Here is a 12,274-nt window from a genome sequence, read left to right on the forward strand (position 1 = left end):
CCCTCCACCACGCCCTGCGAGCGCGGTCCCCCTCCCCAAGCAAGCTTGGGGAGGAATGGGTTACGGTTCATTGCGCCACCTTTTCGAGCTTGCCGATCAGTTCGCGGCCGATCAGCATCCGGCGAATTTCATTGGTCCCCGCGCCGATGTCGAGCAGCTTGGCGTCGCGCGCGAAGCGTTCGACCGGCCAGTCCTTGGTATAACCCGCCCCGCCCAACGCCTGGATGGCTTCGAGCGACACCTTCACCGCATTCTCGCTGGCGAGCAGGATCGCCCCCGCCGCATCGAACCGCGTCGTCCGGCCTGCGTCGCAGCTGCGCGCAACGGCGTAGACATAGGCCCGCGCCGAATTGAGCGCGACATACATGTCGGCGATCTTGGCCTGGATCAGCTGAAACTCGCCGATCGTCCGGCCGAACTGGCGACGTTCGCGGACATAGGGGACCACCACGTCGAGGCAGGCCTGCATGATGCCCAGTTGGATACCCGCCAGCACCGCACGCTCATAGTCCAGCCCGCTCATCAACACGCCGACGCCACCGTTCACCGGCCCCATCACCTGCGCATCGCCGACGAAACAGTCGTTGAAGACCAGCTCGGCGGTCGGGCTGCCGCGCATCCCCATCTTGTCGATCTTCTGGCCGATCGCGAAGCCCGCCATGTCCTTCTCGATCAGGAAGGCGGTGATGCCCCGGCTCCCCTCACCTGTCTTGGCATAGACGACCAAGGTCTCGGCATAGGCCGCGTTGGTGATCCAGAACTTCGTGCCGTTCAGCACCCAGCCGCCATCGGCCTTCACCGCGCGCAGCTTCATCGACACGACGTCGGACCCCGCCGACACCTCCGACATGGCGAGACTGCCGACATGCTCGCCCGAGATCAGGCCGGGCAGATATTTCGCCTTCTGCTCCGCATTGCCCCAGCGGCTGATCTGGTTGACGCAAAGGTTGGAATGCGCGCCATAGGACAGGCCGAGCGAGGCCGAAGCCCGCGACACTTCCTCGATCGCGACGACATGTTCCAGATACCCCAGCCCCAGCCCGCCATCGGCCTCGGCAACGGTGATCCCATGCAGGCCCAGCGCGCCCATTTCAGGCCAGATGTCGCGGGGAAACCAGTCTTCCGCGTCCATCCGCGCGGCCAGCGGCGCGATCCGGTCGGTCGCAAAACGGCGGGTCGCTTCGCGGATCATGTCCGCACTTTCGCCCAGTGCGAAGTCGAAATCGTCGATCATGTCCTCTCCAGGCGGCTCTTTGAGTCCGTTGCGAAGCTTTAAACGGAAATTACCCAAACGCGCAATCTTCGTTCCATCCTGACCGATACTCCCTCCCCGCCCGATCCCATATCGGATCGATTGCAGGATCCAGGGATTTGCAACCCCGTATGAAACCCGCCATGTGACGGATTGAGAGGAATTTTTTGCCCGATGGCCACTCGCTCCGTCGCCACTGATCCCAATCTGGACATTACCGCTTGCGATCGGGAGCCCATTCATATTCCCGGCGCCGTTCAGCCACACGGGTTGTTGCTGGTGGTCGACGCCACGACGCTGGAAGTGATCGCCGGCGCCGGGCTGATCGAGGAGCGTTTGGCCCCTAACTGGCTGGGCCGTCCCTTGGCTGCCTTGCTGGGCGACGAGGTTGCACAGATGGTCTCCGACATGCCGATCGGTCCCGGCACGACGGTCGCCGCCGTGCCGGTCGAGGGTGTCTCGGAACGCTTTTCGGTCACCGCGCACCGCGTCGCGGGCGAGCGCGTGCTGATCGAATTGGAAGCCGGGAGCGTCGATGCGCCCTGGGGCAAGGGCAGCCCGCTCAACTGGATCGATGCCGCCGTCACCAGTTTCGAGCGGACCGCCGACCTGCCCATGTTGTTCGAACGCGCCGCCGCCACCTTCCAGATGCTGACCGGATTCGACCGGGTCATGCTCTATCGTTTCCTGGACGAGGATGCGGGTCGGGTCGTCGCCGAGGCGCGGTCGGCCGGGCTGCAATCCTTCCTCCATCATCATTTCCCGGCCTCCGATATCCCGAAACAGGCGCGCGCGCTCTACGTCCGCAACCGGACGCGCAGCATCCCGGATGTCGATTACGTCCCGGCCCCGATCCGGCCCGAAGGTTTCGAGACACTGGACCTCAGCGATGTCGGCCTGCGCAGCGTTTCGCCCATCCATGTCCGCTATCTGAAGAATATGGGCGTTGCGGCCTCGGCATCGATCTCGATCGTCAAGGACGGCGTCTTGTGGGGCATGATCGCCTGCCACCATTATACGCCCCGTCGCCTGTCGCCCGATCTGCGGGCCGCCGCCGCCGGTCTGGCCAGCGCGCTGGCGCGGCAGATCCGGGCGAAGGAAGAGGCGGAACTGTATCGCGAGCGGCTGCGCCTGCGCGCCGCGGAGGACAGCCTGTTGCCGCGCATCATCGGCATGGGCGACCTGGTCCCCGCCATACGCCGTTTGATGCCCGAGATGATGGCGATGATGGGCGCGACCGGCTTTGCCGTCGTCGAGCAGGGCAAGGTGTATCGCCATGGCACCTGCCCGCATGATCTGGCGATCCTCGACATCGCCGGCTGGGCCATGATCCGGGGCGCGGGCGACCTGTTCTTCACCCATGAGTTGCCCGCCCAGATGCCCGACGCCGCACCGCTGGCGACGACGGCGGCGGGTATGCTGGCGCTGCCGCTGGTCGATGGCGGCGTCACGCTGCTCTGGTTCCGGGCCGAGCATGTCGAAGAGGTCGAATGGGCGGGCAACCCGCACAAGTCCGTCGCCCTGACGCCCGATGCGACGCTCAACCCGCGCACCTCGTTCGAAAGCTGGCGGGAGACGGTGCGCGGCCGCTCGCGCCGCTGGACGATGGAAGAGGTCGAGGCCGGGCACCGCCTGCGCCGGGCGCTGCACGATGCCGCGCAGAATTACCGGCTGCGCGGACTGAACACCGCGTTGCAGCGCACGCTCGACGACAAGGAAGCGCTGCTCGTCCAGAAGGACGTCCTGATGAAGGAGGTCGACCACCGGGTCCAGAACAGCCTCCAGCTCGTATCGTCCTTCCTGTCGCTTCAGGCCAAGGCGGCGGACGACCCCCGCGTGCGCGAGCAGCTGGTCGAGGCCCAGGCACGGCTGTCGGCCGTGGCGCTGGTCCATCGCCGCCTGTACCGCGACGACCAGATCCAGACGGTCGACCTGGCCCGCTATCTGGAGGATCTGGTCGGCGACATGAAGCAGTCGCTGGGCCGCGACTGGGCCGCGATGATGCGGCTCGATCTGGCGCCGGTGCTGATGCCGACCGACCGGGCGATCAACCTGGGGCTGGTCACGACCGAGCTGATCATCAACGCCACCAAATATGCCTATGGCGGCGCGGTCGGCCCGGTGACGATCACGCTGGAGCAATATGGCAACCGCCTGCGCCTGATCATCGCGGATCAGGGCCGCGGCAAGGGCGAGGAAGACCCCGGCCAGGCCCGCGGCTTCGGCAGCCGGATGATGGCGGCGATGATGCAGCGGCTGTCGGGGTCGATCGAATATGACGACAACCAGCCTGGGTTGCGGGCGATCGTGATCGCGCCGATCGCGGATTGAAGACCAGACCCTGATGTCCTGAAATGGACACCCCCCTCCCCTTCAGGGGAGGGGCCGGGGGTGGGGCGCTCCCGCAAGCGAGACGTTCATGGAAAGGCCCCACCCCAACCCCTCCCCTGAAGGGGCGGGGCGCACATTGGATTGCTGTAATGTCGTCCTTATTCAAGCGGCCATACGATACAGTCCAAAGACTTGCTCAGCCGCGACAACAGCCCGGTCGATCCAGGCCGCATTCCCGGCCGCCGCGTCCAGAGCATGGCGAAAGTCCCGCCATTCGCCCGGCCCGAAGCCCGATTCCAGATAGGTTTTGGGCAACCCCTCCCCCACCTGTCGGGCGAGCATCACGCCGCCCAGGCGGGAGCCCTCCGTTACATAGAGCGCACCCCAGCGTGCGGCGTCTTCATCGGGAAGGGCAAAGGGCAACGGCTCGGGCATATCCTGCCCCAGAACCGCCAAATCCGCCGCCAGCGCCTCGCGCCGCGACCGCCAGGGAAAAGCGATGCTGCGCCGCGCCAGCCAGCCCTCAACCGCAGGGAGCGCACGGGCGTGGGCGATCAGGAACGCCGTATAGCCTTCCCGATCGTCCAGCCGATAGGCGCCATAGGCCGCATCCACCGCCTCATGCGCCGCACCCGTGCGGGCACGCAAGGCAGAGGACGCGCTGTCACTTACTTCAGGCAGGCGACGATTCCCGCGATGACCGCCAGCGTCTCTTGCGGATCGCGGACGCGCACCGTGTCCAGACCCAGTTCCTTGGCGGGATAGTCATTGCCGCCCGGGAAGATCGCGTCGCCGATGAACATCATCGCGTCGAGCGCAATGCCGCTGGCGTCGCGTAGCTTCTTCAGGCCGTACGCCTTGTCGACGCCCTCGCGGGTGATGTCGATCGAGGTCGCACCGCCCATGTTGATCGACAGGCCCGGCAGGCGCTGCTTCAGATCGGCCTGGATGATCTTGCGCTTTTCGAACTTGGGGTCCCAATGCTCCTTGGCGTCGATCGGCGCCTGCTGGCCGAGCGCGGAGAAGGTGATCTGGCTGCCGCGATCCTCGATCCGCTCGCCCCAGGTTTGTTCGGGCACGAAACCGGTCGCCTCCAGCGAGGCGTCGAACGCCTCCAGGATCTTGGCCTTGGTTTCGTCGTCGAACAGCTCGGCATAGACCGTAGTCCACTGGCCGTCCTGATAGGTGTAGAGCTTGGTGCCGGTGGTCGGCATCAGCCACAGCTTGGTACGGTCGGCGCGCTCGGGCAGGCGGCTGGCGACCTGCTTGTCGAACTGCGGCCAGTCGCCGCCCGAGATCACCGCGACATGCGCGACGTCGAGCAGATCGGCCAGCGCCTCCCCCATCGGCTCGCCCAAAGGCTGCTTGCTTTCGGCCAGCGTACCGTCGAGGTCGAACGCAACCAGTTGCTTCATGAAGGCACTCCGATTCTGGGCATGATGATGGTGTCGATGGCATAGGCTACGCCATCCTCGGCATTGGAACGGGTGTGTACCGAGATCTGTTCCCTAACGGCATCCGGCGCATTCGCCATCACGATCGGCAGCCCGGCGCGTGCCAACATGGGAAGGTCGTTCGCCTGGTCGCCCAGCACGGCCACTTCCTCGAGCGAAACGCCGAACGCCCTGGCGAGCGTCGCCACGCCGTCGCCCTTGTTCGCCTTCAGCGCGGTCACGTCGAGATAATAGGTCTGCGACTGAGCGATGGTCGCTGCTGCCCCATGCGCCGCATTGGCCTTGTCGTGCAAGCCGCGCAGCAGCTCGGCGTCGTCGCTGACCAAAGTGATCTTGTCGACCTTGTCGACCAGCGCGGCAAAGTCCTGCGTGATCACCGGCTCCTGCGACGACGCCTTGCGCTCATGATCGACATGCTTGCCCTCGCCGCTGGTGGCGTACCAGCGGTCGTCGGCGAAGACCCAGATGGCGAGCGGCTGGTCCGTCGTCATCGCCAGCACATCGTTGACGACCTCGACCGGCACCCGGAACTGCGCGTCGACCGAGCCGTCGCGGCGGAACACGGTCCCGCCGTTGAACGCCCCGATCGGCGCGTCGATCGCCAGCTCGTCGGCCAGCCAGCCCAGCCCCGAACGGGGCCGGGCGCTGATGATGGTGAAGGCGACGCCCGCCGCCTCCAGCCGCTTGACGGCGGCGATGGTGGCGGCGCGCAGCTTCTTGTCGGGGTCGACGAGCGTGCCGTCGACGTCCGACACCACCAGCCGGATGGGCTTCGTCATTGCGGGATTTCGGTGTGGCCGCCAAAGCCGAAGCGCATCGCCGACAGCACCTTGTCGCCGTACGTATGATCCACCCGGCTGCGATAGCGCGCGAAGAGCGAGGCGGTCAGGACGTTGGCCGGGACCTTCTCCTCCATCGCCGCGTCGATCGTCCACTGGCCCTCGCCCGAATCCGCGACATGGCCCGAGAACTGTTCCAGCATCTCGTCCTTGGCCAGCGCGATGGCGGTCAGGTCAAGCAGCCAGGACGAGATCACGCTGCCGCGACGCCACACTTCGGCAATGTCGGTGAGGTTCAGGTCGAAGCGCTCATCCTCGGGCAGCTTGTCGCTGTTCTTCGACTTCAGAATGTCGAAGCCCTCGGCATAGGCCTGCATCAGGCCGTACTCGATGCCGTTGTGGATCATCTTGACGAAGTGACCCGCCCCCGCAGGCCCGGCATGGATATAACCCTTCTCGGCACGCTCATCGACCTTGTCGGCGACGCGGCCCGGCGTGCGGACGATATCGCCCAGGCCCGGCGCCAGCGCGTCGAAGATCGGGTCGAGATGGTCGACCGTTTCCTTGTCGCCGCCGATCATCATGCAATAGCCGCGCTCCAGGCCCCAGACGCCGCCCGAGGTGCCGACGTCGACATAATGGATGCCCTGTTCGGCCAGCATCTTGGCGCGACGGATATCGTCCTTGTAGAAGCTGTTGCCGCCGTCGATAACGACGTCGCCGTCCTTGGCCAGCTTGGCGATTTCCGCGATCGTGTCCTCGGTCGGGCCACCGGCGGGCAGCATCACCCACCAGATCGCCTTATCGGCGAGCTTGGTCGCCATGTCCGACAAGCCCGTGGCGGCTTCCGCGCCGTCCTTGGCGAGCGCCTGCACCGCCTCGTCGCTGCGATCCCAGGCCACCACCTGATGCCCAGCCTGCATCAGGCGGCGTGCAATATTGCCACCCATGCGGCCAAGGCCGACCAGACCGATCTTCATGCGGGAACTCCGTTACTGTCGTTACAAAGAGAAAGGCCCCCTCTCCGGCTTGGAGAGAGGGCCTGTCGGCTCAGGCCTTGGCGGGCTGCTTCTGCCCGATCGCGCCGAGCAGATCGTCGAACGCCTTGACGAAGGAGGCGACCCCCTCGGCGACCAGCGTGTCGGTCACGCCGTTCAGGTCCAGACCCAGCCGGTCGGCTTCGGCGAGGATGTGCTTGGCCTCGTCGATATCGGCGGTCAGCGTCTCCGCCACCGTGCCATGGTCGCGGAAGGCGTCCATCGTCTTGGGCGGCATGGTGTTGACCGTGTCCGGCCCGATCAGCGTGTCGATATAGAGCGTGTCGGGGAAGGACGGGTCCTTGGTCCCCGTCGAGGCCCAGAGCAGACGCTGCGGCTGTGCGCCCTTGGCGGCCAGCGCCTGCCAGCGGTCGGACTTCAGGAAGTCCAGATACCACTGATACGCCATCTTCGCATTGGCGATGGCGACCTTACCGCGCACGGCCTTCAGCGCGTCCGACTCCGCGTCACCGGCGGCGATCCGCTCGTCGATCTTCTTGTCGATCGCCGAGTCGATGCGGCTGATGAAGAAGCTGGCGACGCTGGCGATCCGGTCGATCGGCTGCCCGGCCTTGACCCGCTCCTCGAGGCCCGCGGCATAAGCCTCGGCCACCTTGATGTACGCATCGACCGAGAAGAGCAAAGTCACATTGACGTTGATGCCCTTGGCGATGGTTGCCGAGATCGCCGGAGCGCCCGCATCGGTGCCCGGAATCTTGATCATCAGGTTGGGACGGTCGACCGCGTGCCACAGCTTCTCGGCCTCGGCGATGGTCGCGTCGGTGTCGTCGGCGATGTAGGGCGACACCTCCAGGCTGACATAGCCGTCCTTGGCATCGAGCTTGTCATAGACCGGCTTGAGCGTTTCCGCCGCCGCCTTGATATCCTGGATCGCGAGATGCTCGTAACGGTCGATGGTCGCCGCGCCGGGGTTCTCCTTGTCAAAGGCGGCAAGTGTGGCGTCATAGGCGTCGCCATGCCCCATCGCCTTTTCGAAGATCGACGGGTTGGAGGTGACGCCGGTCAGCCCGTCCTCGGCGACGAGCTTTTCCAGCCCCTTCGCCTCGAGGAACTTGCGATCGACGAAATCGAGCCAGGGGGCGCAACCCTTGGCGCCCAGTTCCGACAGCTTGCTCATCACTTGGTCTCCAGCATTTCGCGGGCCACCTTCACGACATTGTCGTGGGTGAAGCCGTACTTGTCCTGCAACTTGGCGAGCGGGGCCGAGGCTCCGAAGGTCGACATGGTGATCGTGCGACCGTCGAACCCGACATAGCGGTCCCAGCCGATCGACCCGGCCTGCTCGACCGCCAGACGCTTGGTCACGGTCTTCGGCAGGACGCTGTCCTTGTACGCGGCATCCTGCATCTCGAAGCGATACCAGCTGGGCAGCGACACGACGCGGACCTTCACGCCGTCGGCCTTCAACGTCTCATAGGCATCCGCGACCAGCGACAGCTCGGACCCCGTTGCGATGAGGATGATGTCGGGTGTGCCCTCGCAATCCGCAAGGATATAGCCACCCTTCTTCACGCCCGAGGCCGGTGCGTACTTGCTGCGGTCGAGCGTCGGAAGCGCCTGACGCGAGAAGATCAGCGCGGTCGGGTGGCTGGCCGACTCGACGGCACAGCGCCACGCCTCGGCCACCTCGTTGGCATCGCCGGGGCGGACGGTGTCGAGGCCGGGGATGGCACGCAGCGTCGCCAGATGCTCGATCGGCTGGTGGGTCGGGCCATCCTCGCCCACGCCGATCGAGTCGTGCGTGAAGACGAAGGTCGCGCCCAGCTCCATGATCGCGGCGAGGCGGATCGGCGCGCGCATATAGTCGGAGAAGACCAGGAAGGTCGCGCCATAGGAGCGCAGGTGCGACAGCGCCATGCCGTCGACGATCGCGCCCATCGAGTGCTCACGCACACCGAAGTGCATATTGCGCCCCTCATAGCTGCCCGCCTGGAACGAGCCGCCATCCTTGATGAGCGTCTTGGTCGAGGGCGCGAGATCGGCCGAACCACCGATCAGCCACGGCACCTTGGCGGCGATGGCGTTCTGCACCTTGCCGCCGGAGTCGCGGCTGGCCACGCCCTTGGCATCCGCCTCGAACACCGGAATGTCGGCATCCCAGCCCTCGGGCAGCTTGTCGGCGAGCATCGCGTCGAGCTGTGCGGCGAGATCGGGGTGCGCGGCACGGTACTTGTCGACCATCGCGACCCATTCGTCGCGCAGCGGCTTGCCACGGCTTTCGATCGCCTTGCGGAAGGCATCGCACACACCGTCGGGCACCAGGAACTTGGCGTCCTCGGGCCAGCCATAAGCCTTCTTGGTGGCACGGATCGCGTCGTCGCCCAGCGGCTCGCCATGCGCCTTTTCGCTGCCCGCCTTGGGGCTGCCATAGCCGATGACCGACTTCACGACGATGAAGGTCGGCTTGTCGGTGGTCGCCTTGAAAGTGTCGAGCGCGGCGGTCAGCGCGGCCACGTCATTGGCGTCGTCGACATGCAGCACGTTCCAGCCATAGGCCTCGAAACGCTTGCCCACATCCTCGTCGAACGCCAGGTCGGTGCCGCCCTCGATCGAGATATGGTTCGAGTCATAGATCCAGCAGAGGTTCGACAGCTTCAGGTGCCCGGCGGTCGAGGCCGCTTCCGACGCGACGCCCTCCATCATGTCGCCATCGCCGCACACGACGTACACGTCATGGTCGAAGATCGGGAAACCCTCGCGGTTGAAATGCGCTGCCAGCCAGCGCTCGGCGATCGCCATGCCGACCGAGTTACCGCAGCCTGCGCCCAGCGGACCGGTCGTCGTCTCGACACCCGTGGTGTGGCGATATTCGGGGTGGCCGGGGGTCTTGGAGTTGAGCTGGCGGAAGCCCTTCAAGTCCTCGAGGCTCAGCGCGGGCTTGCCCGACTTCTTGCCGTCCGCGTCGATCTCTTCGATCCCCGCCAGGTGGATCAGAGAATAGAGCAGCATCGAGGCATGGCCGACCGACAGCACGAAGCGGTCGCGATTGGGCCAGTCGGCATGGGCGGGATCGTAACGCAGGAATTTCGACCAGATGGTGTGACCGACCGGGGCCAGCGCCATCGGCGTGCCGGGGTGGCCCGAATTGGCCTGCTGCACCGCATCCATCGACAGGGTGCGGATGGTGTCGATGGTCAGGCGCTCGATCGACCCGTCCTCGTGGAGATGGCTGTCGGCCACGGCGGTGGTGGTGGCATCGGTCATGAAACTGGCCTCATCCTCTTTAAGTGCGATCGAACGCCTCGGCGCTCGCTCTGGTTGCCATGCGGGGCCGCCTTAGCGCGGGTTCCGTTCCCGTTCCAGCCGGGTAACGACCCCATTGTCGGCGATATAGGCGGCGTCGATCTCGGACAGGAACAGGCCGTGCCCGACGATGCCCGGAATCGCCATCAGCGCCTCCGCCAGCCCCGGCAGGTCGGCATCGTCCCAGCCATGGCCGTCGATCACGATGTTGCCATTGTCGGTCCGATAATCGGTACGTTCGTCAAGCCGTTCGAAAAGCCCGGAAAGCCGTTCCACCACGAAGGTGCGGGCGAAGGGCAGGATCTCGATCGGCAGCTTGACGTCGTGCAGCCGCGCGACCCTCTTGGAGCCATCGGCAATGACGATCATCCGATCGGCGGCGGCCGCGACGATCTTTTCCCGCAGCATCGCCCCGCCAGCCCCCTTCACGGCGGACAGGTCGGCGTCGATCGCATCCGCGCCGTCGATCGCGAGGTCGATCCGCGCCACCGAGTCGAACGGCCGGACCTTCAACCCGAGCCGCTCGGCCAGTTCCGCGCTGGCCCGCGAGGTGGCGACCGTCTCGATGGCAAGCCCCCGCTCGGCAAGCAGGGCGATGACATGGGCGGCCGTCGACCCGGTGCCCAGCCCGACGAGCATATTGTCGCATACCTCATCCACTGCGGCGGCGGCGGCCAGGCGCTTATCGGCATCACGATCGATCATGTACGTTGAAAATGCTTCGGAAACCCAAAGGCTCCCGCCGCCCGCGCTTTTGCCGCACCGCGACAAATTGCGACAATTAAGACGGGCATTTTAGGCCATGATCGCTTGCCTTTTTGAACCGCGTTCGTGCAATTTGACACAGGTCAGCAACGTTTTGCCGTCTCGCGCATTAAGGCGCGGGCCGGCTCCGCGGCAAATTTCAGGCAGGTGAACGAATTGAATTTTGCAGGTTTTCGCGGACGCCCGGTGTTTGCCGGGACGGCCATGGCTCTCGCACTGGTCAGTTTGTCGGCCTGTGGCGGCGGAGACAAGAGCAAGGCGAAAGGCGGTGCAGGCGGGCAGCAGCAGACCCCGACCGTCGGTTACGTGACCGTCCAGCCGACCAACGCGCCGATCGTGAGCGAACTCGCCGCGCGCACCACCGCCTTTGAAAGCTCGGACGTGCGGCCCCAGGTGACCGGCGTCATCCGCCGCCGCTTCTTTACCGAAGGGACGCTCGTGAAGCGCGGCCAGCCGCTCTACGAGATCGACCCGCGCCTGTATCGCGCCTCGGTCAACCAGGCCGCCGCCAATCTGCAAAGCGCGCAGGCCAATGCCGAGGCGACGCGAACGCTGGCCGAACGCTATCGCCCGCTGGCGCAGATCGAGGCGATCTCGAAGCAGGACTATACCAACGCCCAGGCCAGCGCGCGCCAGGCCGCCGCACAGGTGGCGCAGACCCGCGCCGCGCTGGAGACGGCGCGCGTGAACCTGCAATTCACCACCGTCCCCGCCCCCATTACGGGCCGTATCGGCCGCTCGCTGTTCACCGTCGGCGCGCTGGTCAGTGCGGGCCAGACCGATCCGCTGGCACAGATCCAGCGGCTCGACCCGATCTTCGTCGATATCCAGCAGTCCGCGACCGACCTGTTGTCGCTGCGCCGCAGCCTGTCGGCGCGCGACGGCCTGATCCCCGCCAGCGCCCGCGTGACGCTGCGGCTGGAAGACGGCACCGACTATGGTCAGACCGGCACGGTCGAATTCGCCGAGGCGGTGGTCGATCCGCAGACCGGCACCGTGACGCTGCGCGCGCGCTTCCCCAATCCGCAGGGCTTGCTGCTGCCCGGCATGTTCGTGCGCGCGCGCTTTGCCCAGGCGATCGACACCAGCGCCTTCCTGGTCCCGCAACAGGCGGTATCGCGCGATCCGAAGGGCAATGCGACGCTGTTCGTCGTCGGCGCGGACAGCAAGGTCCAGGAGAGGAAGGTCAGGGCCGAGCGGACCCAAGGGGCCTATTGGGTCGTCACCGACGGGCTGAAGCCCGGCGACAAGATCGTGACCCAGGGGCTGAACAACCTCCGCCCCAACCAGAGCGTGCGCGCGGTGCCCGCCAACAGTCCGCAAAAGGTGCAGCCCCCCTCGCCCGAACAGTTGAAAAAGATGCAGGCCGCCAAGGGCAAGGCGGGCTGACCG

General features: G+C 65.9%; 10 protein-coding genes. 2 read left to right on the forward strand and 8 right to left on the reverse strand.

The window, feature by feature from the left end; all coding sequences use genetic code 11:
- Window positions 1-67: 67 nt before the first annotated feature.
- Window positions 68-1,234 (reverse strand): acyl-CoA dehydrogenase family protein, encoded by a 1,167-nt coding sequence (locus BSZ14_RS02630; RefSeq protein ID WP_076709674.1) that lies wholly within the window; start codon window positions 1,232-1,234, stop codon window positions 68-70.
- A gap of 192 nt (window positions 1,235-1,426) precedes the next feature.
- On the opposite strand from BSZ14_RS02630, the gene BSZ14_RS02635 reads away from it, so the two are divergent.
- Window positions 1,427-3,583 carry a histidine kinase dimerization/phosphoacceptor domain -containing protein gene (locus tag BSZ14_RS02635; RefSeq protein WP_076709675.1) on the forward strand — a complete coding sequence of 719 codons (2,157 nt, stop codon included), beginning with the start codon at window positions 1,427-1,429 and terminating at the stop codon, window positions 3,581-3,583.
- Between the two features lie 162 nt (window positions 3,584-3,745).
- Here BSZ14_RS02635 and BSZ14_RS02640 read toward each other — a convergent pair whose 3' ends face one another.
- From BSZ14_RS02640 to rpiA, 7 genes are all read right to left on the reverse strand, one after another.
- Window positions 3,746-4,231, reverse strand: a complete 486-nt coding sequence (locus BSZ14_RS02640) for a biliverdin-producing heme oxygenase (protein WP_241823611.1) — start codon at window positions 4,229-4,231, stop codon at window positions 3,746-3,748.
- Window positions 4,232-4,251: 20 nt separating this feature from the next.
- Window positions 4,252-4,998, reverse strand: a complete 747-nt coding sequence (locus BSZ14_RS02645; protein WP_076709677.1) for an HAD-IIB family hydrolase — start codon at window positions 4,996-4,998, stop codon at window positions 4,252-4,254.
- The gene (locus BSZ14_RS02650) at window positions 4,995-5,816 is read right to left on the reverse strand and encodes a Cof-type HAD-IIB family hydrolase (protein ID WP_076709678.1); all 822 of its coding nucleotides are present in this window, start codon (window positions 5,814-5,816) and stop codon (window positions 4,995-4,997) included. Before BSZ14_RS02650 ends, BSZ14_RS02645 begins: the two co-directional genes overlap by 4 nt.
- Window positions 5,813-6,796, reverse strand: a complete 984-nt coding sequence (gene gnd, locus BSZ14_RS02655; RefSeq protein WP_076709679.1) for a phosphogluconate dehydrogenase (NAD(+)-dependent, decarboxylating) — start codon at window positions 6,794-6,796, stop codon at window positions 5,813-5,815. The genes BSZ14_RS02650 and gnd overlap by 4 nt, the downstream gene beginning before the upstream one ends.
- A 70-nt stretch (window positions 6,797-6,866) precedes the next feature.
- Window positions 6,867-7,991 (reverse strand): transaldolase, encoded by a 1,125-nt coding sequence (tal, locus tag BSZ14_RS02660; RefSeq protein ID WP_076709680.1) that lies wholly within the window; start codon window positions 7,989-7,991, stop codon window positions 6,867-6,869.
- On the reverse strand, window positions 7,991-10,078 hold the full coding sequence (gene tkt / locus BSZ14_RS02665) for a transketolase (protein WP_076709681.1): 2,088 nt from the start codon (window positions 10,076-10,078) through the stop codon (window positions 7,991-7,993). The genes tal and tkt overlap by 1 nt, the downstream gene beginning before the upstream one ends.
- A 72-nt stretch (window positions 10,079-10,150) precedes the next feature.
- A complete protein-coding gene (rpiA, locus tag BSZ14_RS02670; RefSeq protein ID WP_076709682.1) occupies window positions 10,151-10,822 on the reverse strand; it encodes a ribose-5-phosphate isomerase RpiA in 672 nt (223 codons plus the stop codon).
- 264 nt (window positions 10,823-11,086) lie between these two features.
- On the opposite strand from rpiA, the gene BSZ14_RS02675 reads away from it, so the two are divergent.
- Window positions 11,087-12,271: an efflux RND transporter periplasmic adaptor subunit gene (locus BSZ14_RS02675; protein ID WP_083748062.1), complete on the forward strand. Its 1,185-nt coding sequence runs from the start codon at window positions 11,087-11,089 to the stop codon at window positions 12,269-12,271.
- Window positions 12,272-12,274 lie beyond the last annotated feature (3 nt).

It is taken from the genome of Sphingomonas sp. Sph1(2015), assembly GCF_001970915.1.
Taxonomy (GTDB): domain Bacteria; phylum Pseudomonadota; class Alphaproteobacteria; order Sphingomonadales; family Sphingomonadaceae; genus Sphingomonas; species Sphingomonas parapaucimobilis.

Coding starts and splice junctions, on each gene's coding strand:
- tkt (WP_076709681.1), bottom strand. CDS start 10,078: ATGACCGATGCCACCACCACCGCCGTGGCCGACAGCCATCTCCACGAG.
- BSZ14_RS02650 (WP_076709678.1), bottom strand. CDS start 5,816: ATGACGAAGCCCATCCGGCTGGTGGTGTCGGACGTCGACGGCACGCTC.
- rpiA (WP_076709682.1), bottom strand. CDS start 10,822: ATGATCGATCGTGATGCCGATAAGCGCCTGGCCGCCGCCGCCGCAGTG.
- BSZ14_RS02630 (WP_076709674.1), bottom strand. CDS start 1,234: ATGATCGACGATTTCGACTTCGCACTGGGCGAAAGTGCGGACATGATC.
- tal (WP_076709680.1), bottom strand. CDS start 7,991: ATGAGCAAGCTGTCGGAACTGGGCGCCAAGGGTTGCGCCCCCTGGCTC.
- BSZ14_RS02675 (WP_083748062.1), top strand. CDS start 11,087: ATGGCTCTCGCACTGGTCAGTTTGTCGGCCTGTGGCGGCGGAGACAAG.
- gnd (WP_076709679.1), bottom strand. CDS start 6,796: ATGAAGATCGGTCTGGTCGGCCTTGGCCGCATGGGTGGCAATATTGCA.
- BSZ14_RS02645 (WP_076709677.1), bottom strand. CDS start 4,998: ATGAAGCAACTGGTTGCGTTCGACCTCGACGGTACGCTGGCCGAAAGC.
- BSZ14_RS02635 (WP_076709675.1), top strand. CDS start 1,427: ATGGCCACTCGCTCCGTCGCCACTGATCCCAATCTGGACATTACCGCT.